Annotated in this window: 37 protein-coding genes; 36 read left to right on the forward strand and 1 reads right to left on the reverse strand. The window is 52.1% G+C overall.

What is annotated here, in order from left to right:
* The first annotated feature begins 1 nt into the window (after position 1).
* From rpsC to rpsI, 32 genes are all read left to right on the forward strand, one after another.
* Entirely contained in the window at positions 2 to 703 is a 702-nt protein-coding gene (rpsC, locus tag BN6471_RS04185) for a 30S ribosomal protein S3 (RefSeq protein WP_066645829.1), read from the forward strand.
* Positions 681 to 1,124, forward strand: coding sequence for a 50S ribosomal protein L16 (rplP, locus tag BN6471_RS04190; protein ID WP_066645831.1), 444 nt, complete (start codon positions 681 to 683; stop codon positions 1,122 to 1,124). Before rpsC ends, rplP begins: the two co-directional genes overlap by 23 nt.
* On the forward strand, positions 1,114 to 1,320 hold the full coding sequence (gene rpmC / locus BN6471_RS04195; protein ID WP_066645832.1) for a 50S ribosomal protein L29: 207 nt from the start codon (positions 1,114 to 1,116) through the stop codon (positions 1,318 to 1,320). The genes rplP and rpmC overlap by 11 nt, the downstream gene beginning before the upstream one ends.
* Before the next feature lie 22 nt (positions 1,321 to 1,342).
* Positions 1,343 to 1,606 carry a 30S ribosomal protein S17 gene (gene rpsQ / locus BN6471_RS04200; protein WP_066645833.1) on the forward strand — a complete coding sequence of 88 codons (264 nt, stop codon included), beginning with the start codon at positions 1,343 to 1,345 and terminating at the stop codon, positions 1,604 to 1,606.
* A gap of 29 nt (positions 1,607 to 1,635) precedes the next feature.
* The gene (rplN, locus tag BN6471_RS04205) at positions 1,636 to 2,004 is read left to right on the forward strand and encodes a 50S ribosomal protein L14 (protein ID WP_066645834.1); all 369 of its coding nucleotides are present in this window, start codon (positions 1,636 to 1,638) and stop codon (positions 2,002 to 2,004) included.
* Between the two features lie 14 nt (positions 2,005 to 2,018).
* Positions 2,019 to 2,333, forward strand: coding sequence for a 50S ribosomal protein L24 (rplX, locus tag BN6471_RS04210; protein WP_066645835.1), 315 nt, complete (start codon positions 2,019 to 2,021; stop codon positions 2,331 to 2,333).
* Between the two features lie 23 nt (positions 2,334 to 2,356).
* Positions 2,357 to 2,896, forward strand: a complete 540-nt coding sequence (gene rplE, locus BN6471_RS04215; RefSeq protein ID WP_066645837.1) for a 50S ribosomal protein L5 — start codon at positions 2,357 to 2,359, stop codon at positions 2,894 to 2,896.
* An 11-nt stretch (positions 2,897 to 2,907) separates the two neighbouring features.
* The gene (locus BN6471_RS12505; RefSeq protein WP_074025751.1) at positions 2,908 to 3,093 is read left to right on the forward strand and encodes a type Z 30S ribosomal protein S14; all 186 of its coding nucleotides are present in this window, start codon (positions 2,908 to 2,910) and stop codon (positions 3,091 to 3,093) included.
* A gap of 28 nt (positions 3,094 to 3,121) precedes the next feature.
* Positions 3,122 to 3,520 (forward strand): 30S ribosomal protein S8, encoded by a 399-nt coding sequence (rpsH, locus tag BN6471_RS04220; RefSeq protein ID WP_066645839.1) that lies wholly within the window; start codon positions 3,122 to 3,124, stop codon positions 3,518 to 3,520.
* A 15-nt stretch (positions 3,521 to 3,535) separates the two neighbouring features.
* Positions 3,536 to 4,072 carry a 50S ribosomal protein L6 gene (gene rplF, locus BN6471_RS04225; RefSeq protein ID WP_066645841.1) on the forward strand — a complete coding sequence of 179 codons (537 nt, stop codon included), beginning with the start codon at positions 3,536 to 3,538 and terminating at the stop codon, positions 4,070 to 4,072.
* 17 nt (positions 4,073 to 4,089) lie between these two features.
* Positions 4,090 to 4,458 carry a 50S ribosomal protein L18 gene (gene rplR / locus BN6471_RS04230; RefSeq protein WP_066645843.1) on the forward strand — a complete coding sequence of 123 codons (369 nt, stop codon included), beginning with the start codon at positions 4,090 to 4,092 and terminating at the stop codon, positions 4,456 to 4,458.
* Between the two features lie 18 nt (positions 4,459 to 4,476).
* Positions 4,477 to 4,983: a 30S ribosomal protein S5 gene (gene rpsE, locus BN6471_RS04235; RefSeq protein ID WP_066645845.1), complete on the forward strand. Its 507-nt coding sequence runs from the start codon at positions 4,477 to 4,479 to the stop codon at positions 4,981 to 4,983.
* 15 nt (positions 4,984 to 4,998) lie between these two features.
* The gene (rpmD, locus tag BN6471_RS04240; RefSeq protein ID WP_066645846.1) at positions 4,999 to 5,178 is read left to right on the forward strand and encodes a 50S ribosomal protein L30; all 180 of its coding nucleotides are present in this window, start codon (positions 4,999 to 5,001) and stop codon (positions 5,176 to 5,178) included.
* 14 nt (positions 5,179 to 5,192) lie between these two features.
* Positions 5,193 to 5,633, forward strand: coding sequence for a 50S ribosomal protein L15 (gene rplO / locus BN6471_RS04245; protein ID WP_066645849.1), 441 nt, complete (start codon positions 5,193 to 5,195; stop codon positions 5,631 to 5,633).
* Complete coding sequence (secY, locus tag BN6471_RS04250; RefSeq protein WP_066645851.1) at positions 5,633 to 6,889, forward strand: preprotein translocase subunit SecY; 1,257 nt, start codon at positions 5,633 to 5,635, stop codon at positions 6,887 to 6,889. Before rplO ends, secY begins: the two co-directional genes overlap by 1 nt.
* A 150-nt stretch (positions 6,890 to 7,039) precedes the next feature.
* Positions 7,040 to 7,669 (forward strand): adenylate kinase, encoded by a 630-nt coding sequence (locus BN6471_RS04255; protein WP_066645853.1) that lies wholly within the window; start codon positions 7,040 to 7,042, stop codon positions 7,667 to 7,669.
* Entirely contained in the window at positions 7,666 to 8,415 is a 750-nt protein-coding gene (map, locus tag BN6471_RS04260; RefSeq protein ID WP_066645854.1) for a type I methionyl aminopeptidase, read from the forward strand. The genes BN6471_RS04255 and map overlap by 4 nt, the downstream gene beginning before the upstream one ends.
* Positions 8,416 to 8,432: 17 nt before the next feature.
* Positions 8,433 to 8,720, forward strand: a complete 288-nt coding sequence (locus BN6471_RS04265) for a KOW domain-containing RNA-binding protein (protein WP_066645856.1) — start codon at positions 8,433 to 8,435, stop codon at positions 8,718 to 8,720.
* Between the two features lie 2 nt (positions 8,721 to 8,722).
* Positions 8,723 to 8,944, forward strand: a complete 222-nt coding sequence (infA, locus tag BN6471_RS04270) for a translation initiation factor IF-1 (protein WP_046444729.1) — start codon at positions 8,723 to 8,725, stop codon at positions 8,942 to 8,944.
* 51 nt (positions 8,945 to 8,995) lie between these two features.
* Positions 8,996 to 9,109, forward strand: coding sequence for a 50S ribosomal protein L36 (gene rpmJ / locus BN6471_RS04275; RefSeq protein WP_066645862.1), 114 nt, complete (start codon positions 8,996 to 8,998; stop codon positions 9,107 to 9,109).
* Between the two features lie 177 nt (positions 9,110 to 9,286).
* Complete coding sequence (gene rpsM, locus BN6471_RS04280; RefSeq protein WP_066645864.1) at positions 9,287 to 9,655, forward strand: 30S ribosomal protein S13; 369 nt, start codon at positions 9,287 to 9,289, stop codon at positions 9,653 to 9,655.
* A 14-nt stretch (positions 9,656 to 9,669) separates the two neighbouring features.
* Positions 9,670 to 10,065, forward strand: coding sequence for a 30S ribosomal protein S11 (gene rpsK / locus BN6471_RS04285; RefSeq protein WP_066645866.1), 396 nt, complete (start codon positions 9,670 to 9,672; stop codon positions 10,063 to 10,065).
* Positions 10,066 to 10,079: 14 nt separating this feature from the next.
* On the forward strand, positions 10,080 to 10,706 hold the full coding sequence (gene rpsD / locus BN6471_RS04290) for a 30S ribosomal protein S4 (protein WP_066645868.1): 627 nt from the start codon (positions 10,080 to 10,082) through the stop codon (positions 10,704 to 10,706).
* Between the two features lie 47 nt (positions 10,707 to 10,753).
* Positions 10,754 to 11,698 (forward strand): DNA-directed RNA polymerase subunit alpha, encoded by a 945-nt coding sequence (locus BN6471_RS04295; protein ID WP_066645870.1) that lies wholly within the window; start codon positions 10,754 to 10,756, stop codon positions 11,696 to 11,698.
* Positions 11,699 to 11,729: 31 nt separating this feature from the next.
* A complete protein-coding gene (rplQ, locus tag BN6471_RS04300) occupies positions 11,730 to 12,218 on the forward strand; it encodes a 50S ribosomal protein L17 (protein WP_066645873.1) in 489 nt (162 codons plus the stop codon).
* A 90-nt stretch (positions 12,219 to 12,308) separates the two neighbouring features.
* Positions 12,309 to 13,163, forward strand: a complete 855-nt coding sequence (locus BN6471_RS04305) for an energy-coupling factor transporter ATPase (RefSeq protein WP_082903335.1) — start codon at positions 12,309 to 12,311, stop codon at positions 13,161 to 13,163.
* Positions 13,154 to 14,011: an energy-coupling factor transporter ATPase gene (locus BN6471_RS04310; protein ID WP_066645875.1), complete on the forward strand. Its 858-nt coding sequence runs from the start codon at positions 13,154 to 13,156 to the stop codon at positions 14,009 to 14,011. The genes BN6471_RS04305 and BN6471_RS04310 overlap by 10 nt, the downstream gene beginning before the upstream one ends.
* Positions 14,008 to 14,811: an energy-coupling factor transporter transmembrane component T family protein gene (locus BN6471_RS04315; protein WP_066645877.1), complete on the forward strand. Its 804-nt coding sequence runs from the start codon at positions 14,008 to 14,010 to the stop codon at positions 14,809 to 14,811. The genes BN6471_RS04310 and BN6471_RS04315 overlap by 4 nt, the downstream gene beginning before the upstream one ends.
* A 24-nt stretch (positions 14,812 to 14,835) precedes the next feature.
* Entirely contained in the window at positions 14,836 to 15,570 is a 735-nt protein-coding gene (gene truA / locus BN6471_RS04320) for a tRNA pseudouridine(38-40) synthase TruA (RefSeq protein WP_066645879.1), read from the forward strand.
* Positions 15,563 to 16,054, forward strand: coding sequence for a GNAT family N-acetyltransferase (locus BN6471_RS04325; protein ID WP_066645881.1), 492 nt, complete (start codon positions 15,563 to 15,565; stop codon positions 16,052 to 16,054). Before truA ends, BN6471_RS04325 begins: the two co-directional genes overlap by 8 nt.
* A gap of 211 nt (positions 16,055 to 16,265) precedes the next feature.
* Positions 16,266 to 16,694: a 50S ribosomal protein L13 gene (gene rplM / locus BN6471_RS04330; RefSeq protein ID WP_066645883.1), complete on the forward strand. Its 429-nt coding sequence runs from the start codon at positions 16,266 to 16,268 to the stop codon at positions 16,692 to 16,694.
* Positions 16,695 to 16,710: 16 nt separating this feature from the next.
* Positions 16,711 to 17,106, forward strand: a complete 396-nt coding sequence (rpsI, locus tag BN6471_RS04335; RefSeq protein WP_066645885.1) for a 30S ribosomal protein S9 — start codon at positions 16,711 to 16,713, stop codon at positions 17,104 to 17,106.
* Positions 17,107 to 17,174: 68 nt separating this feature from the next.
* On the opposite strand, the gene BN6471_RS04340 is transcribed toward rpsI, so the two are convergent.
* Complete coding sequence (locus BN6471_RS04340; protein WP_066645887.1) at positions 17,175 to 17,903, reverse strand: tRNA 2-thiocytidine biosynthesis TtcA family protein; 729 nt, start codon at positions 17,901 to 17,903, stop codon at positions 17,175 to 17,177.
* Between the two features lie 109 nt (positions 17,904 to 18,012).
* Between BN6471_RS04340 and BN6471_RS04345 the strand changes: the two genes are divergently transcribed.
* The 4 genes from BN6471_RS04345 (at position 18,013) to BN6471_RS04360 (ending at position 22,607) form a co-directional block, all read left to right on the forward strand.
* Positions 18,013 to 18,501 (forward strand): COG2426 family protein, encoded by a 489-nt coding sequence (locus tag BN6471_RS04345; protein WP_066645888.1) that lies wholly within the window; start codon positions 18,013 to 18,015, stop codon positions 18,499 to 18,501.
* A gap of 125 nt (positions 18,502 to 18,626) precedes the next feature.
* Entirely contained in the window at positions 18,627 to 19,799 is a 1,173-nt protein-coding gene (gene metK / locus BN6471_RS04350) for a methionine adenosyltransferase (protein ID WP_066645890.1), read from the forward strand.
* Positions 19,796 to 21,982: an SF1B family DNA helicase RecD2 gene (recD2, locus tag BN6471_RS04355; protein WP_066645892.1), complete on the forward strand. Its 2,187-nt coding sequence runs from the start codon at positions 19,796 to 19,798 to the stop codon at positions 21,980 to 21,982. The genes metK and recD2 overlap by 4 nt, the downstream gene beginning before the upstream one ends.
* Positions 21,966 to 22,607 (forward strand): ComF family protein, encoded by a 642-nt coding sequence (locus tag BN6471_RS04360; protein WP_066645893.1) that lies wholly within the window; start codon positions 21,966 to 21,968, stop codon positions 22,605 to 22,607. Before recD2 ends, BN6471_RS04360 begins: the two co-directional genes overlap by 17 nt.
* Positions 22,608 to 22,620: the final 13 nt, after the last annotated feature.

The raw sequence follows: 22,620 nt of genomic DNA on the forward strand, positions 1-22,620 counted from the left end.
GATGGGTCAAAAAGTACATCCCCATGGTTTTAGGGTTGGTATCATCAAAGACTGGGATGCCAGATGGACGGCGAAAAAGTCCAAATTTGCGGATTATATCGTTGAAGATGATAAGATTAGAAAATTTTTAAAGAAGAAATTATATGCTGCGGGCATTTCAAAGATCGAGATCGAAAGGGCGGCGCAGAAGGTATCCGTTAATATCTTTACCGGCAAACCCGGTATCGTGATCGGAAAAGGCGGCACGGGCGTAGAAGTTTTGAAGCAGGATTTGCTTAAGCTCACGGGAAACCCTGTGGTCGTCAACATCATTGAAGTAAAGAGAGTAGACGTGGATGCGCAGCTCGTGGCGGAAAACGTAGCGCAGCAGCTTGAAAAACGTATCTCTTTCAGGCGTGCGATGAAGCAGTCCATCGGCAGGACGATGAAGGCTGGCGCAAAGGGAATCAAGATCATGTGCTCCGGGCGTCTTGGCGGCGCTGAAATCGCCAGGGTGGAGCAGTACCATGAAGGCTCGATCCCGCTGCAGACGATTCGTGCGGACATCGATTACGGTTTTGCGGAAGCGAACACGACTTACGGAAAAATTGGCGTAAAGGTGTGGATTTATAAAGGCGAGATTCTGGGGAATCCGCTTGCTGACAGGGCAAAACCTTCGACAGTGGAAGGAGGCAGAAAAAATGTTAATGCCAAAAAGGGTTAAGCGCAGAAGACAGTTCAGAGGACGTATGAAGGGCAAGGCGCTTCGCGGAAATACGATTTCTTACGGCGATTACGGTCTCGTTGCCCAGGAGCCTGGCTGGATCAAATCCAACCAGATCGAGGCAGCCCGTGTCGCTATGACAAGATATATCAAGAGGGGCGGACAGGTTTGGATCAAAATCTTCCCGCACAAGCCGGTAACGGAAAAACCCGCTGAAACACGTATGGGCAGCGGGAAAGGTTCTCCGGAATACTGGGTAGCTGTCGTAAAGCCGGGCAGGGTCATGTTTGAGCTTGCAGGCGTAAGCGAAGAAGTAGCAAGGGCAGCGCTTTCGCGTGCTGCGCACAAGCTGCCGATCAAATGCAAATTTGCGATCAAGCAGACAAATAACGAAGCAGGTGGTGAGCAGGATGAAGGCTAAGGATATACGTGAACTCAATAAAGACGAGCTGAGCGCGAAGCTGAATGATCTGAAATCGGAATTTTTCAACCTGCGGTTCCAGCTCGCGACGGGACAGCTGAATAATCCTTCTAGCATCAAGCATGTGAAAAAGGACATCGCGAGAGTAAAGACCATTTTGAAAGAAATGGAATTAAACCAGAAGGTTGCCGAGTAAGTAGTTAAGGAGGACGTCTTCAATGAGTGAAGAGACAAGAGGTTACCGTAAAGAGAGAATCGGTACGGTAGTAAGCGACAAAATGGACAAGACGATTGTCGTTGCGATAAAGAGCAGAAAAACGCATCCCTTGTATGGAAAGACCATCAACTACACCAACAAGCTGAAAGCACACGATGAAAACAACGAGTGCGGCATCGGCGACACGGTGCGTGTGATGGAGACGAGACCGCTTTCAAAAGACAAGAGATGGAGATTGGTTCAGATTATAGAAAAGGCGAAATAAGCTTTTCTCTTAATTAAGGAGGAGTCAGAATGATACAGCCAGAGACACGCTTAAAGGTTGCAGACAATTCAGGCGCAAAAGTGATCCAATGCATCCGTGTGATGGGCGGCAGTGTTAAGAAAACAGCCAACATCGGCGATGTGATCATTGCATCTGTGAAGACAGCGACACCGGGCGGCGTTGTAAAGAAAAAAGACGTGGTAAAGGCCGTCATCGTCCGTTCCGTCAGCGGAGCGAGAAGACCGGACGGTTCTCACATAAAATTTGACGAAAATGCAGCAGTGATTATTGATGCCAATAAGCAGCCGAGAGGAACCCGTATCTTCGGGCCTGTTGCAAGGGAGCTTCGCGACCGCGATTATATGAAGATCGTATCGCTTGCCCCTGAAGTTCTGTAAGGAGGGATGGGCGCATGAATACACTGAATATCAAAAAAGGCGATACGGCGGTTGTCATCTCCGGCAAGGAAAAAGGCAAGGAAGCAAAGGTGCTTCGCGTGATTCCCGACAAAAACCGCGTGATTTTGGAAAAGGTCAATATGCTCACCAAGCATAAAAAGCCGAAAAACCAGACCACGCCGGGCGGGATCATCAAGCAGGAAGGCCCGATCGACGCTTCCAACGTAATGGTCGTTTGCCCGAAGTGCTCCAAAGCCACAAGGGTCGGGCACGAAATTAAAAACGGCGAAAAAGTCCGCGTTTGCAAAAAATGCGGCGCGCAGCTGTAGAGTGAAGGGAGGTTTTATCTGATATGCCTAGATTAAAAGATACATACAAAGCGGATATCGTTCCCGCTATGATGCAGAAATTTGAGTACAAAAACATCAATCAGGTTCCCAAACTCGAAAAAGTTGTGATCAACTTAGGGCTTGGAGAAGCAAAAGATAACCCGAAGGTCCTTGACTCCGCAGTGGATGACCTGACGACCATTTCCGGCCAGAGACCGGTCATTACGACGGCGAAGAAATCCGTCGCGAACTTTAAGCTTCGCGAGGGAATGAAGATCGGTGCAAAAGTGACGCTTAGGGGCGACCGGATGTACGAATTCATCGATAAGCTGATCAGCATCGCGATCCCGCGCGTTCGTGATTTCCGTGGTCTTTCTCCGAAATCTTTTGACGGCAGAGGTAATTTCGCAATGGGCTTCAAAGAACAGCTCGTGTTCCCCGAAATCGAGTACGATAAGGTGGACGCGATCCGCGGCATGGACATCATCGTGGTGACCACGGCGGGTACGGACGAAGAAGCTAGGGAACTGCTTACCCAGATGGGTATGCCGTTTGCTCACTAAGGAGGAGAACAATGGCGAAGAAAAGCATGATCATAAAACAGCAGAGAGGTTCCAAATTCTCTACGCGCAATTACACGAGATGCCGTATTTGCGGGAGACCTCACTCTGTGTTGAAAAAATACGGTATTTGCCGTGTTTGCTTTCGCGAGCTTGCATACCGTGGACAGATTCCCGGTGTCAAAAAAGCAAGCTGGTAATCTTTAGGAAGGTAAAGGAGGAAAACACATGCCGGTTACAGATTCTGTAGCAGATATGCTAACACGCATCCGCAATGGCCTCATCGCGAAGCACGATACGGTGGACGTACCCGCTTCCAACATGAAAAAAGCAATCGGGCAGATTTTGCTTGAAGAAGGCTATATCAAAGGCTGCGAATTTATAGATGACGGCGTGCAGGGCACGCTGAGAATTAAACTAAAATACGGCCCGAATGGCGAAAAAGTCATCACGGGGCTGAAGAAAATCTCCAAGCCCGGTCTGCGCGTTTATGCAAGACACGACAAGGTGCCGCGCGTCTTGAACGGACTTGGTATCGCTATTATTTCTACGTCCAAGGGCGTGATCACGGACGCGCAGGCGCGCCGCGATGCGGTCGGCGGAGAAGTAATCGCCTACATCTGGTAGTGGGAGGATAGACAAATGTCGAGAATAGGAAAACTGCCTATCGATTTACCTTCCGGCGTAACCGTTTCGCAGGCGGACGGCGAGGTAACCGTAAAAGGCAAGAACGGCGAATTAAAATCGAAATTCGATAAGAAAATGACAATTTCGCAGGAAGGCGAGCAGCTGATCGTGACACGCGCCGACGACACAAAGCAGTCAAGGGCGCTGCACGGGCTTACGCGTGCACTCCTGCAGAACATGGTAACGGGCGTATCCGAAGGATTCTCCAAAACACTGGAGATCGTCGGCGTCGGTTACAGGGTGCAGCTTTCGGGTACAAAGCTTGTATTCGGGCTGGGGTATTCCCATCCGGTGGAAGTGGAGGCGCCTGCGGGCATCACTTTTGAAGTACCCAACCCCAACACGGTCATCATCAAGGGGATCAACAAGCAGCATGTTGGGCAGTGTGCAGCGAATATCCGCACCTTAAGGCCGCCGGAACCCTACAAGGGTAAGGGCATCAAGTATCAGGGCGAATATATCCGCCGCAAAGTCGGTAAGACAGGTATGTAACGGAGGGTGATGAGCAAATGATTAATAAAAAAGACAGAAACAAAATTAGAAAAGCACGTCACGAGAGAATCCGTAATAAGATTTCGGGTACGGCAGACCGTCCGAGAATGAATGTATACAGGAGTTTAAACAACATCTATGTACAGTTTATCGACGACGTAGCAGGCAACACGCTTTGTTCCGCTTCCACGATGGATGCTGAGCTCAAGGGCAAGCTTGCCGAAGCAACGAAATCAGAGGCCGCTAAGATGGTGGGCGAACTTGCAGCAAAGCGCGCAAGCGCCAAAGGCATCAGCGAGGTCGTGTTTGACCGCGGCGGTTATCTCTATACTGGCAGAGTAGCTCAGGTGGCCGAAGGCGCGAGAGCTGCCGGCCTCAAGTTTTAATAAGGAGGTACGGAGAAATTGCAGAAAGATAAAGCAATCGATGCAGGTGCTCTCGATTTAAAAGAAAAATTAGTATCCATCAACCGTGTTGCGAAAACCGTTAAGGGCGGCCGCAATATGCGTTTCTCGGCACTCGTTGTCGTAGGCGATGAAAACGGTCACGTGGGCGTCGGCATGGGTAAAGCGGCTGAAATCCCGGAAGCGATCCGCAAAGCGGTACAGGCTGCTAAACATGATATGATCACAGTATCCTTGAAGGGAACATCCATTCCCCACGAGGTGATCGGTAAATTTGGACGCGGCAGGGTGCTGCTGCTCCCCGCTGCGGAAGGTACCGGCGTGATTGCCGGCGGCCCGGCGCGTGCGGTTTTAGAGCTTGCGGGGATCAAGGATATCCGTACAAAGTCGCAGGGCTCCAACAATCCGATCAACTGTGTCAAGGCGACAATCGAAGGTCTTCGTGAACTGCGGAGCGCAGAGCAGGTAGCTCGTCTGCGCGGTATCAGCGTTGACCAGCTTCAATAATAGGAGGGGTTAGCAATGAATTTAAAGATTAAACTCGTGAAAAGCCCCATTGGTTACGCGCAGGACCAGAAAGATACGGTCAAGGCGCTGGGTCTTCGCAAATTGGGACAGGAAGTTGTGAGGCCGGACAACGCACCGATCAGAGGTATGGTTTTTAAAGTAAAGCACCTGGTATCGGTTGAAGAAACGAAATAACGGAGGAAAAGCCTATGAAACTTCATGAACTTGCTCCTGCTGAGGGTGCGAAAAAGTCGCCCAAGAGAGTAGGCAGAGGATGTGGATCCGGTATTGGTAAAACTTCCGCGAGAGGCCAGAAGGGTCAGAAATCCCGCAGCGGCGGCGGTGTCCGCCCGGGATTTGAAGGCGGCCAGATGCCCCTTGCAAGACGTTTGCCCAAAAGAGGGTTCACGAATATATTTGCAAAAGAGTATGCGACGATCAACGTGGCGGCTCTTGAAAAATTTGACGACGGAGCGGTTGTCGATTTTGAGATTCTGCTTAATAGCGGCCTGGTTTCCAAAGCCAGCGACGGATTAAAGATTCTTGGAAACGGCGAACTGAAGAAAAAATTAACTGTAAAGGCTGCAAAGTTTACGAAAACGGCTGAGCAGAAAATTACAGCTGCGGGCGGCAGTATTGAGGTGGTATAATGTTTAAGACCATTGCAAATGCATGGAAAATCCCGGACATCAGGCAGAAGATACTGTTTACGCTGCTCATGTTGCTTGTATACCGTATCGGTGCTTTCATCCCGATTCCGGGCGTTGATATAGGGTTCATTCAAAGTCAGGTCGGCCAGTACGAAGTGCTTGGGTTCCTGAACCTGTTTTCAGGCGGGTCGCTCTCGAACATGACCATCTTTGCACTCGGTATTACGCCGTACATCAACGCGTCCATCATCATGAACCTGCTGACGGTTGCGATCCCGAAGCTGGAGCGCATGGCGAAGGAAGAAGACGGCAGGAAAAGGATCGCCTCGATCACAAGGTACTTTGGCGTCATTTTGGGCCTGGTACAGGCCATCGGCATTATCATGGGCCTTGGCCCGCAGGCGGTTGAAAATACACAGCCCTTTACGTATATTACGATCATCCTCTGCCTGACGGCAGGAACGGCGCTGATTATGTGGATCGGCGAGCGTATTACGGAAAAAGGGATCGGCAACGGGATTTCGCTGCTGATCTTTATCTCGATCGTATCCGGCATGCCGAGCATGCTTATGACAATGCTGGAAGGCGTAGGAAACGGCAGCATCAATATCTGGATGTTTGTGCTGGTGATCGGGCTTGCATTCCTCATCGTTTTGGGTATCACATTCGTGGATCTCGGCGAACGCCGCATCCCGGTGCAGTATGCAAAACGCGTAGTCGGACGGAAGATGTACGGCGGACAAAGCACGCACATTCCGATGAAGGTCAACCAGAGCGGCGTTATGCCCCTGATTTTTGCGATTACGATCCTCATGCTTCCGGGCATGATCGGCCAGTTCTGGCCGGACAGCGGATTTTATGCATGGTACCGGCTGTACGCCGGCCCGGGGACGATCCTCTACGGTATCGTTTATGCGCTGCTGATCTTGTTCTTCTCCTACTTCTATTCCCAGATTGCTTTTAATCCGGTGGACGTATCGAAGAACCTGCAGCAAAACGGCGGATTTATTCCGGGTATCAGGCCGGGCAAACCCACGTCCGATTACCTGGCGAAGATCCTCTCGCGTATCACGCTTTTCGGCGCGGTATTCCTGGCGCTCGTAGCGGCGGTACCGACGTTCTTCACCTTTATGACAGGGGTTGCGAGCGTATTCGGTGCGACCAGCGTGCTGATCATGGTCAGCGTGGCGCTGGAAACGACGAAGCAGTTGGAATCCCAGATGATGATGAGGCACTACAAAGGCTTCCTGAGCTAAGGAGTGGGGCACGCTTGATCGAGGTACGATCGTCAGAAACAGATCGGTTTTGCAAGCGGGAACGCGCAGCGAAATATCCTTGAGCAAAGGGGACACGCGGGGGAAGTGCAACTTCCGCCCGTGAAGCGACTGTAAGGAGCGCAACTTAGTATGAATATAATTTTCCTGGGGCCTCCCGGATCGGGCAAAGGTACGATGGCGGAGAGAGTCGGAAAAGAAATGAAGCTGGCGCATATCTCCACAGGGGATATCCTGCGTGCGGAAATCAAGGCCGGCAGCGAGCTCGGAGGGCTTGCGAAGTCGTATATCGACAAGGGCGCGCTCGTACCGGACAGCGTGATCATCGACATGATGCGCGAACGCTTTAAACAGGACGACGCCAAAGGCGGCGTGCTGCTTGACGGGTTCCCGCGGACGGTCGCGCAGGCAGAGGCGCTCGATTCCTTGACGGCGATCGACGCGGTCATCAACCTGGAGGTCGACGTACAGGTGATCGTGAACCGGGTCATTGCCCGCCGTGTGTGCGAACAGTGCGGCTGTGTGTACAGCGTGAAAACGCATGCGGCAAGCGATTGCAGCAAGTGCGGCGGAAAGCTGGTCATACGTCCGGACGACAACGAGCAGACGGTACGTGAACGGTTCCGTGTTTATGAAGAGCAGACACAGCCGCTCATCGATTTCTACGCGCAGCGCGGGATCGTGAGCAATGTAGACGCTACGATGCCGATCGAGGAAGAGGCAGCATACATCATCGATATACTGAATACTGAAAAAATATGATCAACATTAAAACAGCGCATGAGATCGCCCTGATGCGTGACTCCGGCAGGCTGCTGTATGCATGTATGGAAGAGCTGCTAAGGCATGTAAAGCCGGGAGTTACGACAAAGGAGCTTGACCGCATCGCGGAGCAATACATCACCGACGCGGGGGCCGTGCCTTCGTTTAAGGGATATAACGGTTTTCCGGGGAGCATTTGCAGCTCGTTAAACGACGGGGTCGTACACGGGATCCCCTCGGATAAGGAAGTCCTTCGGGACGGCGATATCCTGAGCATCGATATGGGTGCGATCCTTGCGGGCTGGCAGTCGGATATGGCGCGCACAGTCGGGGTCGGCGAGATCACGAAGGAAGCGGAGCATCTCATAAAGATCACGCGGGAAAGTTTTTACGCAGGCATGAATAAGGCCTGCGTGGGCAACCGCTTAAACGATATCAGTTCCAGCATCGAGCAGGTGATCCGCGCGCACAGGATGGGCGTGGTCAAAGAGCTCGTCGGGCATGGGATCGGCCGGGAGATGCACGAAGCGCCGGACATCCCGAATTTTTCCTTCAAGGGAGCAAACCCGCGCCTTAGGGAAGGCATGGTATTCGCCATCGAACCGATGGTGACCTTGGGGAAGGATAACGTTCGCTGGATGGACGACGGATGGCTGGTGAAAACGGCGGACGGGAGCCTCGCGGCCCATTATGAAAATACGGTCGCGATCACGGCAAACGGGCCGGAGCTTCTGACAGCGCCGTAAGAGACAGGGAAAGAGCATTGAGTAATTATCCTGTAGAAGTCGGCCGTGTCGTGATTTCAAAAGCAGGCAGGGATGCGGGAACGGCGTTTATGGTAACGGCGGTTCTTGACGGCCAGTATGTGGAAGTCGCGAACGGGACTTTGAGAAAATTGAGTAAGCCAAAGAAAAAGAAGCTGAAGCATCTGGAAGCCACCCCGCTTTTTCTGGAGAACCTAAGGGAGAAGCTGGAGCAGGGCAAAAAGGTGTTTGACGTAGAACTGAGAAGCGCACTGATCGGTGCGCTGAAGCCACAGAAGGAGGAGTAAATTTGTCTAAAAGCGACGTAATCGAAGTGGAAGGAACGGTCACTGATACCTATCCGAACGCTTCATTTGAAGTAGAGCTTGAAAACGGACACAAAGTACTGGCACATATTTCCGGTAAATTGCGCATGCATTACATCCGTATTTTGCCCGGGGACAAGGTGACGGTAGAACTCTCACCCTATGACCTCACCAGAGGCAGGATCACATGGCGCGGCAAGGCCTAAGCCGCATTGTGTTATCGTATCAGAAACGATTATTAAAAGGAGGCTTTTAAGATGAAAGTAAGACCATCGGTAAAACCCATTTGCGAAAAATGCAAGATCATTAAGAGAAAAGGTAAAGTCATGGTGATCTGCCCGAACGTTAAGCATAAACAGAGACAGGGCTGACCCCAAAGAGTTAATACTGTTTGTACGGCGGCTGGTCTGCGCACACCGCGCGCAGATTTCGTATAAGCTTTATATATCTGAAGGAATATGTTAGAATGACTGACATATGCTGTAAAAATGCAAAGGCAGCGGGCGGTAAACCCCGCTTATAGTATTCACGGAGGTGTTTAAGAAAGTATGGCACGTATTGCTGGCATAGACTTGCCCAGGGACAAACGCGTTGAGATCGGCCTTACCTATATCTATGGGATCGGCCTTAAGACCTCGCAGCAGATTTTGTCCGCGACAAAAGTGAATCCCGATATCAGAGTCAAAGATCTGGATGAAAACGATCTGGCAAAAATCAGGGATTATATCGACAAAAACCTTAAAGTAGAAGGCGACTTGAGAAGAGAAGTCTCTTTAAATATCAAACGCCTGATGGAAATCGGTTGCTATCGCGGCATCCGTCATAGAAAAGGCCTGCCTGTACGCGGTCAGAGTACGAAGCAGAATGCTCGTACGCGCAAAGGACCCAAGCGTACGGTTGCTGGTAAAAAGAAGTAAGGAGGAATTAGAAAATGGCTGCACCTAAGAAAAAAGTGTCCAGAAGACGCAGAGAAAAGAAGAACATTGAAAAAGGCCAGGCGCATATTCGTTCTTCCTTTAACAACACGATTGTAACGATGACAGATATGCAGGGGAACGCTCTTTCCCAGTCGAGCTCCGGGGCAATGGGCTTCCGCGGTTCTAAAAAGAGCACTCCTTTTGCTGCTCAGGTTGCTTCCGAAACAGCTGCAAGGGCTGCGATGGAGCATGGCCTTAAGTTTGTAGAAGTATTCGTAAAAGGGCCGGGCTCCGGAAGAGAAGCCGCGATCCGTGCGCTGCAGACTGCAGGTCTTGAAGTAACGCTGATCAAAGACGTGACGCCCATCCCGCATAACGGATGCCGTCCGCCGAAACGCAGAAGGGTATAAGGAGGTAACGTATTATGGCTAGATATACAGGACCGGTTTGCCGCTTATGCCGCCGGGAAGGCGCAAAGCTCTTTTTGAAGGGCGACAGGTGCTATTCCCAGAAATGCGCTTTTACGCTTCGCCCCAACGCTCCCGGACAGCACGGAGCAGGCAGGCACGGTAAGATGTCTGAATATGGCACACAGCTTAGGGAAAAACAGAAAGTAAAACGCGCTTACGGTATTTTGGAAAGCCAGTTTAGGAAATATTTTGATATTGCTGCAAAGATGAAGGGCAAAGCCGGTGAGAACCTGCTTCAGCTTTTGGAAAGACGCCTTGATAACGTGGCGTTCCGTTTAGGGATCGGCGACAGCCGTGCGCACGCGCGCCAGCTCGTTATGCACGGACATGTGCTGGTAAACGGCAAAAAAGTGGATATTCCTTCTTACATTGTGGAAGCCGGCGACCAGATCGCTGTCGCGGGCAAATCCGCTTCGAGCGAATACTTCAAAGCAATCAAAGAAGAGGGCGGCAAAGGCGTGCCGAAGTGGCTTGAGTTCGATACCGCAACGCTTGCAGGCAAAGTTGTCGCAATTCCGGAGAGAGACGACATCGACCTTACGATCGAGGAGCACTTGATTGTTGAGTTGTATTCTAAATAATAGGCGTACTCCCTTTATGGATATCCTATTTAGAAGGAGGTTACAATATGCTTGAAATAGAAAGACCAAACATCGAATGTACCGAGATGAGTGAAGATAAGAAGTACGGCAAATTCGTGATGGAGCCTCTGGAAAGAGGGTTTGGCACAACGCTGGGAAATTCCCTGCGCCGTATTCTGCTCTCGTCCCTGCCCGGTGTTGCGGTAACAAGCGTAAAGATAGACGGCGTCCTGCACGAATTTTCGACGATCGAAGGCGTGCACGAAGACGTTACAAACATTGTGCTCAACTTAAAAGGCTTGTGTGCAAAGATGTACACGGATGAGCCCAAAAAGCTGATCATCAACGCAAAAGGCCCCAAGGACGTAACTGCGGCCGATATCGAAACGGATTCTGATGTGGAAATCATCAATCCGGATTTGCATATTGCAACGATCGACAAAACAGCGAATCTCTACATGGAGATCATGATCGCGAAGGGCAGGGGCTATGTGCTTGCCGACAAGAACAAAGAAGCAAACATGCCCATTGGCGAAATCCCGATTGATTCGCTGTTTACACCGGTAACGAAGGTCAATTTCGCGGTGGAAAACACGCGTGTGGGACAGATTACCGACTTTGACAAGCTGACCATCGAAGTATGGACAAACGGCAGTACGAATGCGGACGAGGCGATTTCCCTTGCTGCGAAGATCATGAGTGAATACCTCTCACAGTTCATCAATCTGACAGATCACGTGAGCGATGTGGAGATCATGGTCGAAAAGGAAGAGGACAAAAAAGAGAAGATCCTGGAGATCACGATCGAGGAACTGGATCTTTCGGTACGTTCATACAACTGCTTGAAGCGCGCGGGCATCAACACCGTAGAAGAACTCATTATGCGTAACGAAGAAGAGATGATGAAGGTGCGTAACCTGGGCAAGAAGTCGTTGGAGGAAGTAGAGCAGAAGCTTGAAGCGCTGGGGCTTAGCCTGCGCAAAGACGATTGATTTCGGACATTAACGGAGGTTTTAGAACGCTATGAGAAAATTAGGCAGACCGTCTGACCAGAGAAGAGCGATGCTCAGGGGGCTCGTTACGTCCCTCATCTGGAACGGCAGGATAGAAACAACGATGATGCGTGCGAAAGAAACGCAGAGAATCGCTGAAAAGCTGATCACAAAAGCGATCCACGTATACGACAATACGGTCGAAGTGGAAAAAACGGTGGACGGCAGCAAGACGAAAATCACGAACGATTCCCCGGAAAAGCTCGCTACAAGACGTATTTTGATGAAGTATCTGTATGATTTCCCGGAAGCAAAGCAGGAAAAGGAAAGCAAATACGACTACAAAAAGCGCACAGGCGATGTGAAAAGCCCGGTGATCGAGAAATTGTTCCGCGAAGTTGCGCCCAAATATGCGCAGCGTGCAAAGGACAAGGGACAGGGCGGCGGATATTCGCGCATTATCAAAAAAGGACCGAGACGCGGAGACGCGGCTGAAGTTGTTATCCTCGAATTGGTATAACGGCATCGCGCGGTTTTAACAGGGAATGAAAAGGGGAGGAACGGGCGAAATCACTGCTGTTCCTTCTTTCTGTTATCAGGAAATGTATTTATGCAAAACGTGATCGAAGCGGAAAATTTAAGATATGCCTATCCCGTGCCGGAAGCCGGTGAGGGGGAAACGCCAAAGCCGGCAAAATTTGCACTCAATGGCATTTCCCTTACGGTAGGGCAGGGCGAATTTGTTGCGGTGCTCGGGCATAACGGCAGCGGAAAATCGACGTTTGCCAAACATATCAATGTGCTGCTGCGTGCGCAGGAGGGCAGGCTCCTTGTGGTGGGGCTCGATGTGGAAAATGAAGAGAACCTCTGGGAGATCCGCAGCCATGCGGGAATGGTGTTCCAGAACCCGGACAACCAGATCGTTTCGACGATCGTGGAGGAAGACGTTGCTTTCGGGCCGGAAAACCTGGGCGTACCGCAAAAAGAGATCGCCCCCCGCGTATACGAAGCGCTGGGCGCGGTCGGTATGCGCGGGTTTGAAAAGCGGGCGCCGCACATGCTTTCCGGCGGGCAGAAACAGCGGATCGCTATCGCGGGCGTGCTGGCCATGCACCCGGATGTGATCGTGTTTGACGAACCGACCGCCATGCTTGACCCGCAGGGCAGGCGCGAAGTCATGGATACCATCCGTTTTTTAAACAAAGAACAGGGGAAATCCGTCGTGCTCATTACGCATTATATGGAAGAGGCTTCCGAAGCGGACAGGGTATTTATCATGACGGACGGAAGGATTACGGACGAAGGAACGCCGCGTGAGGTGTTTTCCCATCAGGATAAGCTGGATGAAGCCGGGCTGCTGCCGCCGCTGGCAACGCAGGTGTATCAGGAGCTGAAGGAAAAAGGGATGGATATCGGTCAGTGCCCGGTGACACTCGAAGAATTGGTGGAGGCCTTATGCCGGTAGAATTGAAAAATCTAGGCTACTCTTATATGCCGGGCTCGCCCTTTGAGGTGCGAGCTTTAAAAGACATCAGTTTGCGTATTGAAGACGGGGAATTCGTGGGGATCATCGGACATACGGGTTGTGGCAAGTCGACGCTGATCCAACAGATGGCAGGGCTCCTGACGCCCTCTGAAGGAGTCGTGGAAGTAGACGGGGAAGATATCAATGCCTCCGGCTACGACCGTAAAAAGCTGCGCAGTACGCTGGGCGTGGTATTCCAGTATCCTGAATACCAGCTGTTTGAGGAAACGGTGGGCAAGGACGTGGCCTTTGGCCCGCACAAGGCGGGCATGGACGAAGAAGATGTCAGGAAGTGCGTGGACGACGCCCTTAAGTTGATGGACTTTGACCCGGAAAAAATACGCGACGTATCGCCGTTTGATTTGTCGGGCGGACAGAAGCGCAAGGTAGCGATCGCGGGCGTGCTGGCGACGAAACCGCGTATCCTGATTCTGGACGAGCCGATCGCCGGGCTCGATCCCATCGGCAGGGAACAGTTCATGCAGCTCGTGCGCAGGCTCAACGCGCAGGGCACGACCATCGTCATGATTTCGCACAATATGGATGGACTCGCGGATTACGCGACGCGCATCATTGCCATGGATCACGGAGCGGTCTATATGGACGGTACGCCAAAGGAAGTCTTTGCGGATATCGGGAAGCTCCGGGCTGTCGGCTTGGACGCGAGCGAGGCGCGGCAGGCGGCTTACCTTTTGAAGCAGTGCGGGTGGGATATCCCGGACGACATCATTACCAGGGATGAACTGGTCGACTTTATCGCAACACATTATAAAGAGGACGGCAGATGATCAAAAACATAACCTTGGGCCAGTACTTCCCGGGCAATACCATTGTCCACAGACTGGACCCGCGCATGAAAATCATAATCGCGCTTTTGTTCCTGGTCGCCGTATTTGTGGTACGGGACTGGTGGGGTTTTTTGGCGCTTGGCGTTTTATTTATCGTGATTACCGTGCTCTCAAAGGTCGGTATGCGAACCATATTGCGGAGCATACGCCCGCTTTTGTTTATCATTATTTTTACATTCGTATTGAATATCCTGTTTTTTGCGCCGCAGGATCCTTCGCATATCCTCTGGCAGTGGGGGATCGTCAAAATATCGACAGACGGCATTGAAAAAGCGATATTTATCTCCATCCGGCTGATCCTGCTGATTTTTGCGACCAGCCTGCTGACGCTTACAACGTCGCCCATGCAGCTTACGGACGGGCTGGAAAGCCTGCTCGGGCCGCTGAAAAAAATCAAATTCCCTGTGCACGAAATGGCGATGATGATGAGCATCGCGATGCGCTTTATCCCCACGCTGGTGGATGAAACGGATCGCATCATGAAAGCGCAGACAGCGCGCGGCGCGGAATTTGACAGCGGTAACCTGCTGAAAAAGGCGAAAAACATGATCCCGCTTTTGGTGCCGTTGTTTGTGGGCGCTTTCAAAAGGGCGGACGAGCTTGCCATGGCCATGGAAAGCCGCTGTTACCACGGCGGCGAGGGCAGGACGCGTATGAAGGTACTGCACTTTGAAAGGACGGACTGGATCGCTGCCATCCTGATGTTTGCTTTGTGTATCGCGTTTATGATTTGGCTGTAACAAAGGCAGTAAGGGAGAAAAACATTGCGTATCGCTTTGGTGATCGAATATGACGGCACGAATTATTGCGGCTGGCAGATACAAAAAAACGGCGTCAGCGTCCAACAGAAACTGGAGGAAGCCTTGCTTGCCACGCTGGGGACAAAGACGGCGGTACATGGTTCTGGGCGCACCGATGCGGGTGTACATGCCTTAGGACAGGTGGCGCATTTTGATGCGCAGACAGATATCCCGGCAGACAAGTTTTTTTACGTGCTGAACGATGTGCTGCCGGACGATATCCGCATCATGCGGTCATATGAAGCGGCGGACGATTTCCATGCGCGTTTTTGCGCAAAGGGCAAGCATTACCGCTATGTGATCCGAAACGCGCGCGCAAAAGGGGCGCTGAGCCGGTTATACAGTATGTTTGTACCAGTGCCGCTTGATTTGGAGCGCATGAAGCAGGCGGCGCAGTATATGGAAGGCACGCATGATTTTTCCGCATTCTGCGCAGCGGGCACGGACATCAAGGGAACGGTACGCACGGTAAACGAAGTGAGGCTTTGCCGCGACGGCGAATATATTTACATTGACGTAAAGGGGAGCGGATTTTTATACAATATGGTGCGTATCATGGCGGGTACGCTGATCGCGGTCGGCAAGGGCAAGATGGAGCCGGGCGAGGTAAAAGAGGCGATTGACAAAAAGGACAGGACGCTTGCGGGAGCAACGGCACAGGCGCAGGGATTGTTTTTGGTGGAAGTATATTATGGGTGAAACGTTGGATATCAGGAAATACGGGCCGCGGGATATTCCGCAGATGACAGAGCTGTGGAACAGTGTCGTAGCTGCGGGAAACGCGTTTCCGCAGGAAGAGGAGATGAGCGAGCAGCAGGCTGCGGCGTTTTTTGCCGCACAATCTTTTGCGGGCGTTGCCGTCCGCCGCGGGGAGGTCGTGGGCCTGTACATCCTGCATCCGAATAATATCGGCAGGTGCGGACATATTTCCAATGCTTCCTATGCGGTAAAGGAAGGCTGCCGGGGCATGCGGATCGGCGAGCAGCTTGTCAGGGACAGTATCGTCCGCGGAAAAGAGCTGGGATTCCAGATCCTGCAGTTCAACGCCGTGGTGGCGGACAATACTGCAGCGATCGCGCTTTATGAGCGGATCGGCTTTGAGCGGATCGGCATGGTGCGCGGCGGATTCCGTGACAAAGAAGGGATATACCAAGACATCGTCCTGTTTTATATTGAACTGTAACATGCCGTATGCGCGTTTCAAACGTTGTTTTTAATCAAAATACTTGACAACTGCGCGTGTTTTCAGTAAAATATTCAATGCGCCTATATGCACAATTAGCCCTGTGTATGCGCAAAAGCGGCGGATTTTGCCGCAGGACTTGGGACATCCTGCAGGCGGGAGAGGCTGCGCACCAATGAAAAATATGGATATACCATGGGAGGAAAGCCTAATGAAAACATATATGGCGAAACCCGGTGAAGTGCAGCAGAAGTGGTATGTTGTCGATGCCAAGGGACAGGTATTCGGCAGGCTCGCAAGCAAAGTTGCGAGTATTCTCCACGGCAAAAACAAACCGGAATTTACCCCGCATGTTGATACCGGCGATTTTGTAATCGTCATCAACGCGGATCAGGTAGTATTTACAGGAAAGAAGCTGGAACAGAAATTATACCGCAGCCATTCGGGATACCCGGGTGGACTCAAGGAAACGCCTTACAAGGAACTGATGGAAAAGAAACCGGAATTTGCCTTGTACGAAGCGGTAAGGAGAATGCTTCCTAAAAACAGGCTGGGCAGGAAGATGCTCAAGAAATTACGCGTTTACAAGGGTGCGGAGCATGACCATGCGGCTCAGAAACCCGAAGTAATCGAGCTGTAAGGGAGGGAGCAAAAAGATGGCAAAGAAAGAACAGTTCTTAGGAACAGGTAGAAGGAAAAAATCTATCGCCAGAGTCCGCATTATGGCAGGCAAAGGCGGTATCACTGTCAATAAAAGAGACCTCGAAGAGTATTTCGGTTATGAAACACTGAAAATGCTGGTGCGTTCTCCGCTCGTGCTTACGGAAACGATGGGAAACTATGATGTGTTCGTAAACGTAAAGGGCGGCGGCTATACCGGCCAGGCAGGCGCGATCCGTCACGGTATTGCCCGGGCGCTGATCAAAGCGGAGCCTGAGCTGCGCGGCGCGCTCAAAGCGGCAGGCTTCTTGACGCGTGACCCGAGAATGAAGGAAAGAAAGAAATACGGCCTGAAGGCTGCACGTCGTGCTCCGCAGTTCTCCAAGCGTTAAAAAAGTATTTTATCAAAAAGACACCCGCGAACCGTTATGGCTCGCGGGTTTTTTGTATCGTGAAAATCTTAATATCCTGAAAAATCCTTGTCCCACAGATTATAGGTTTGTGTGCTCTTGATGGCGTTTAACATATTGTCCGCCACCGCTGGGTAAAGGGTGTTCAAATACTTTACGATGTCTTTGGCCTGCTCCCGCTTTGTCGAAAAATCAATGGGGCAGGGGTTTTTGGCAATGGGGATGCCTGCGCGCCGGACTGCGGAGAGGATATCCTGTTCGCGCAAAAGCACGAACGGGCGCAAAAGCGTGATATCGCGCCGGGACATATAGGATTTGGGGGAAAAGGTATTCATGCGTCCCTCGTACATGAGGCTTAAAAGCAACGTCTCGATCACGTCGTCGCCATGGTGGGCGAAGGCCGCCTTGTTGCAGCCAAGCTTTTTGGCATTTTCGTAAAACGCACCCTTGCGCATTTTGGCGCACAGGGAACACGGATTTTTCTCTTTGCGGATATCGAAAACGATCTCGGAAATATTGGTTTTGACGATGGTGAGCGGGACGTTAAGACCATCCGCATAGCCCTGCATGACCTCCGTCGCATAGTTGCCGAAGCCGAGGTCGATGGTGACGGCGCACAGGCCGTACTCTTTTTTGGCATATTTCTGGTATAGCTTCAAAGCATACAGCAACAACATCGAATCCTTACCGCCGGACAATCCGACAGCGATCCGATCGCCCGGACGGATCATTGAAAACTGTTCATCTGCGCGGCGCAGGGCGCCTAAAATTTTTTTCATGCTTTTTGGATTTCCTTAAATATTTCTAAAATACAGCCGTTTTCATTGAAATTATATCACAGATACAGTATTATTGTATTGTTTTAGAAAAGAAAAAGAGGTATTTTACATGGAGGCAGTGATTCCTGCAATCAGTTACTGGACGGTCTTCGGCACGTCGATCCTGCCGATCATCGAGCTCAAGGGAGCGATCCCGCTCGGGCTCGGGCTGGGAGTCCCTTTCTGGACGACCTATATTCTTGCGTTGCTCGGTTCGTGTTTGCCGGCGCCGTTCATCGTTATTTTTATCGAACGTATCATCCGCTGGATGCAAAGAAGCAAGGTGAAGCTTTTCAACCGTTTTGCCAACTGGCTGATGGGTAAGGTGGAAAAACACAAGGGCGGCATCGAAAAATACGGATACCTCGGCGTATTCATTTTCGTAGCGATCCCGCTGCCAGGTACAGGCGTATGGACAGGCTCGCTGATCGCAAGCGTATTGGGGCTAAAGCCCGCAAAGGCGATCCCGCTGGTGATCCTCGGCAACGTTGTAGCCGGCTTTATCATGCTCATGCTTTCGAGCATCTTTTTCCCGGGTATGGCGCCGTGGGCTTCGTAAGCTCGTATGCAAATGAAAAACTGCACTCTGTGCAGTTTTTTTGATTGAAAACAGCCGGCGTCTTTGCTATAATTAGTAATTAGTGAAATCATACATATTTATGTAAAATATATGGAGGAAATACAATGAGAAGATTATTTACTTCGGAATCCGTAACAGAAGGACATCCGGATAAAGTATGCGACCAGATATCCGATTCCGTGTTGGACGCGATCCTGGCGCAGGACCCGAATGCGCGCGTAGCGTGTGAAACGGCAGTCAACACAGGCCTTGTGCTCGTCATGGGCGAGATCACGACAAACGCGTATGTGGACATCGCAAAGATCGCGCGCGAAACGATCAAACAGATCGGCTTTGACAAAGCGGATTACGGCTTTGACGGCGAGACATGCGGCGTGATCACATCCATCGACGAACAGTCGCCGGATATCGCCATGGGCGTTGATAAATCTTTGGAAGCAAAAGAGGATATCGACGAAGACGAAAACGGCGCGGGCGACCAGGGTATGATGTTCGGGTATGCGTGCAACGAAACGCCGGCCTATATGCCGATGCCTATCTATCTTGCGCACGGGCTTTCCAGACGCCTGGCGGAAGTCAGAAAGAACGGCTCGCTCGATTACCTCCGTCCTGACGGCAAATCCCAGGTGACGGTGGAATACGACGAAAACTGGAAACCGCTCCGCGTGGACGCGATCGTCGTTTCCACACAGCATGACCCGGAAGCGACACAGGCGCAGATCAGGCGCGATATGATCGAGCAGGTCATCAACCCCATCATCCCGGCCGAGATGATGGACGACGATACCAAAATCTACATCAACCCGACCGGGCGTTTTGTCATCGGCGGGCCGAAGGGCGACAGCGGCCTTACGGGAAGAAAGATCATTGTTGATACATACGGCGGAATGGGACGCCACGGCGGCGGCGCATTTTCCGGGAAAGACCCGTCCAAGGTTGACAGGAGCGCTGCTTATGCGGCACGCTATGTAGCGAAGAACGTTGTTGCGGCAGGACTTGCAGACCGCTGCGAGATCCAGCTTGCATACGCCATCGGCGTAGCGCGTCCGGTTTCCGTGTTTGTGGAAACGTTCGGCACAGGCAAAAAGCACAGCACGGAGATTGCAGACATCATAACGAAGCTGTTTGACCTTCGCCCGAGCGCGATCATCGAAAAGCTCCAATTAAAGCGCCCGATCTACAGGCAGACGGCTGCTTACGGGCACTTTGGCCGCGACGACCTCGATCTGCCGTGGGAGAAGCTTGATATGGTGGAGGCCATCAAGAAAGAGATTTGACGACCGAAATAGTTGGAACAGTAGTAAGTATTATTTATGAGAGCGCGGACGGTTATACCGTGGCGGAAGTCGATGCAGGCGAGCCCACCATTGCGGTGGGCAACATGCCCGACCTAAAGCCCGGCGAACGTACGCGCTTTTTTGGTACCTATAAAACGCACAACAAATACGGCGTGCAGTTTTCGGTGCAGTCTTACGAAAGTACGCTGCCCAAAGACCTGAACGATATCGTGTTGTTTTTGTCCGGCGGGTTCATCAAGGGATTGGGTGAAACGCTTTCCCGCCGCATCGTGGAAGAGTTCGGCGAGGAAACGTTCGAGGTGATCGAAAACGACCACCGTGAGCTTGCGCGGGTGCAGGGGGTCTCCAAACGTTTGGCGGACAGCGTACACGCGGCCATGAAAGAATATTCACTGAAAAAGTATGTGTATGCAGACCTGATGGGTATGGGCCTCACCACGCGCCAGGCGACGCTCGCCGTTTCGGAGCTGGGGGAGGACGCTGCCAAAAAGGTGCGTGAAAATCCATATGTCCTGATCGACCATGTGCGTGGGATCGACTTTATGATTGCGGACAGGATCGCCATGCAGATCGGCATTTTGAACGATTCTCCCTTCCGCATAAAAAACGGCATATTGAACGTACTGAAAAAGATGCTGGCGCGCGGCAGCACCTACGTGTTCCGTAAGCAGCTCGTCCCGCATGTGGCGCAGCGCCTCGGCGTGAGCGAGGCAAGCGTGACGAACGCGCTGTTGTCGCTGGCCTTTACCAAAGAGGTCGTATTGCGCAAATATTATCCGGATATGCAGGCGGTGTTTTTGGAAACGGCATACCGCGCAGAAACAAGGTGCGCAGCCAAGCTGTTTGCTCTTTCGTGCGCGTCCGCGCCGGCGGGGATGCGCGGCGCAGACGCGCTTTTGCAGAAAAAAGCCAGGGAATATTCCCTGACACAAGAGCAGCAGGACGCAGTGCGCGCAGCGGTCACAAGCAGGGTGTGCGTGATCACCGGCGGCCCTGGGACAGGCAAGACGACGATCCTTAAGGCGGTGCTCGAAATACTGGGCAGCGCGGGGCTGGAATGTTCGCTGACCGCCCCTACGGGACGTGCGGCCAAACGCATGCAGGAAACGACGGGATGCGCGGCATCCACGTTGCACAGGCTGCTGGAATATTCGTATGACGAGGATGCATTCAATTGCTACTTCCGCAGGAACGAGGAAAACCCGCTGGAGGCGGACGCGGTGATCGTGGACGAAGTATCCATGCTGGATGTGTTCTTGTTCCGCAACCTTCTGAACGCTTTAAAAGAGGGTTCGCGTCTTATTCTCGTGGGAGATGCGGACCAGCTCCCGTCCGTAGGGCCAGGCAACGTGATGCGCGACGTCATCGAGTCGGACGCGGTAACGAGCGTTAAGCTGACGCAGCGGTTCCGCAATGCGGGCGGCATCGCGGATGCGGCCTACGATATCCTCAATGGCGTGGCGGACGGGGAATATGATGAAACGTTTGAATTTATCGAACGGGAAACGCCGGGCGAGGTGCGCGCAGCCATATGTGAGCTTTACGCCAGGTATTGGAAGGAGGGCAGCGACGTACAGGTGGTCGCGCCCATCAAAAAAGGGGAGCTGGGCACGTTGGAATTGAATAACGCCCTGCGCGAAACGGTGAATGCCAAAGCAAAGGACAAAGGCGAGATCCTGTTTGGCGACCGTATTTTCCGCGAGGGCGACCGTGTGATGCAAATCAAGAATAATTACGCGCGGCAGTGGCGCGACGACGTGAGCGTGCAGATGGGCGAAGGCGTATTCAACGGGGACATCGGGACGGTGGAAACGGTCTGCGGCGGTGTGACGGATGTATTGTTCGAGGATATGAAGCGCTGCCAGTACGAACTGCCCGATCTGGCCGAGCTGGACGGCGCGTATGCCTATACGATCCATAAATCGCAGGGCAGCGAATTTGACGTGATCCTGATGCCCATGCTGTATGCCGTCAATCCGTTTTTTGCACGGAACCTGCTTTATACGGGTGTGACGCGCGCCCGGAAAAAAGTAGTGGTCATCGGCAGCCGGCGCACCTACGAATATATGGTCGGCAATGCGCAGAAAAGCCGCCGCAACACGATCTTGAAGCGGGAACTGAATTATCTTGCGAGGATAACGGGGAATGAACAGGTTCTATGAGCTGCTGAAAAAACTAACGCTCACCGGCAGCCAGTGTGTGTATTGCGCGCGTGAAATACCGCAGGGGGAGCTTGCGTGCACGGCGTGCGAAAAGCAGGTGGAGGCGCTGAAAAACCGCGACGGTTTTTATGACGGCGGGCTTTTGTACGCCTACCGCTACGACGGGCCGGTACGATCCCTGATCCACCAGTTCAAATATAACGGCATGCCCCGGTACTCTGTTTTTATTGCACAGCAGATGGCGGATTTTTTGAATGACTACGAGGTCGATGCGGATTTCCTGACCTTTGTTCCCATCCACAAAAACCGGCTAAAACAGCGTGGCTACGACCAGGGCGAGATGATCGCTACACACCTCGGCGTGTTGCTGGGCCTCCCGTGCAGGAGTGTGCTGGAACGAACGCGGGACACAAAGCCGCAGTTCAAGCTCGACGCGCGGCAGCGGAAAAAGAACATCGAAGGTGCGTTCGCCCTCAAAAAGGGCGCAGACGTGAAGGGAAAAAATATCCTGCTCATAGACGATATCTATACGACGGGCATGACTGTGAGCGAAGCGATGCGGCCCTTAAAAGATGCAGGCGCGTCCGTCATGGTGTTCACCTATTCCAAAGAATTTCCAATATAACTGAAAAAGCGCT

It is taken from the genome of Christensenella timonensis, from assembly GCF_900087015.1.
GTDB lineage: Bacteria > Bacillota > Clostridia > Christensenellales > Christensenellaceae > Christensenella > Christensenella timonensis.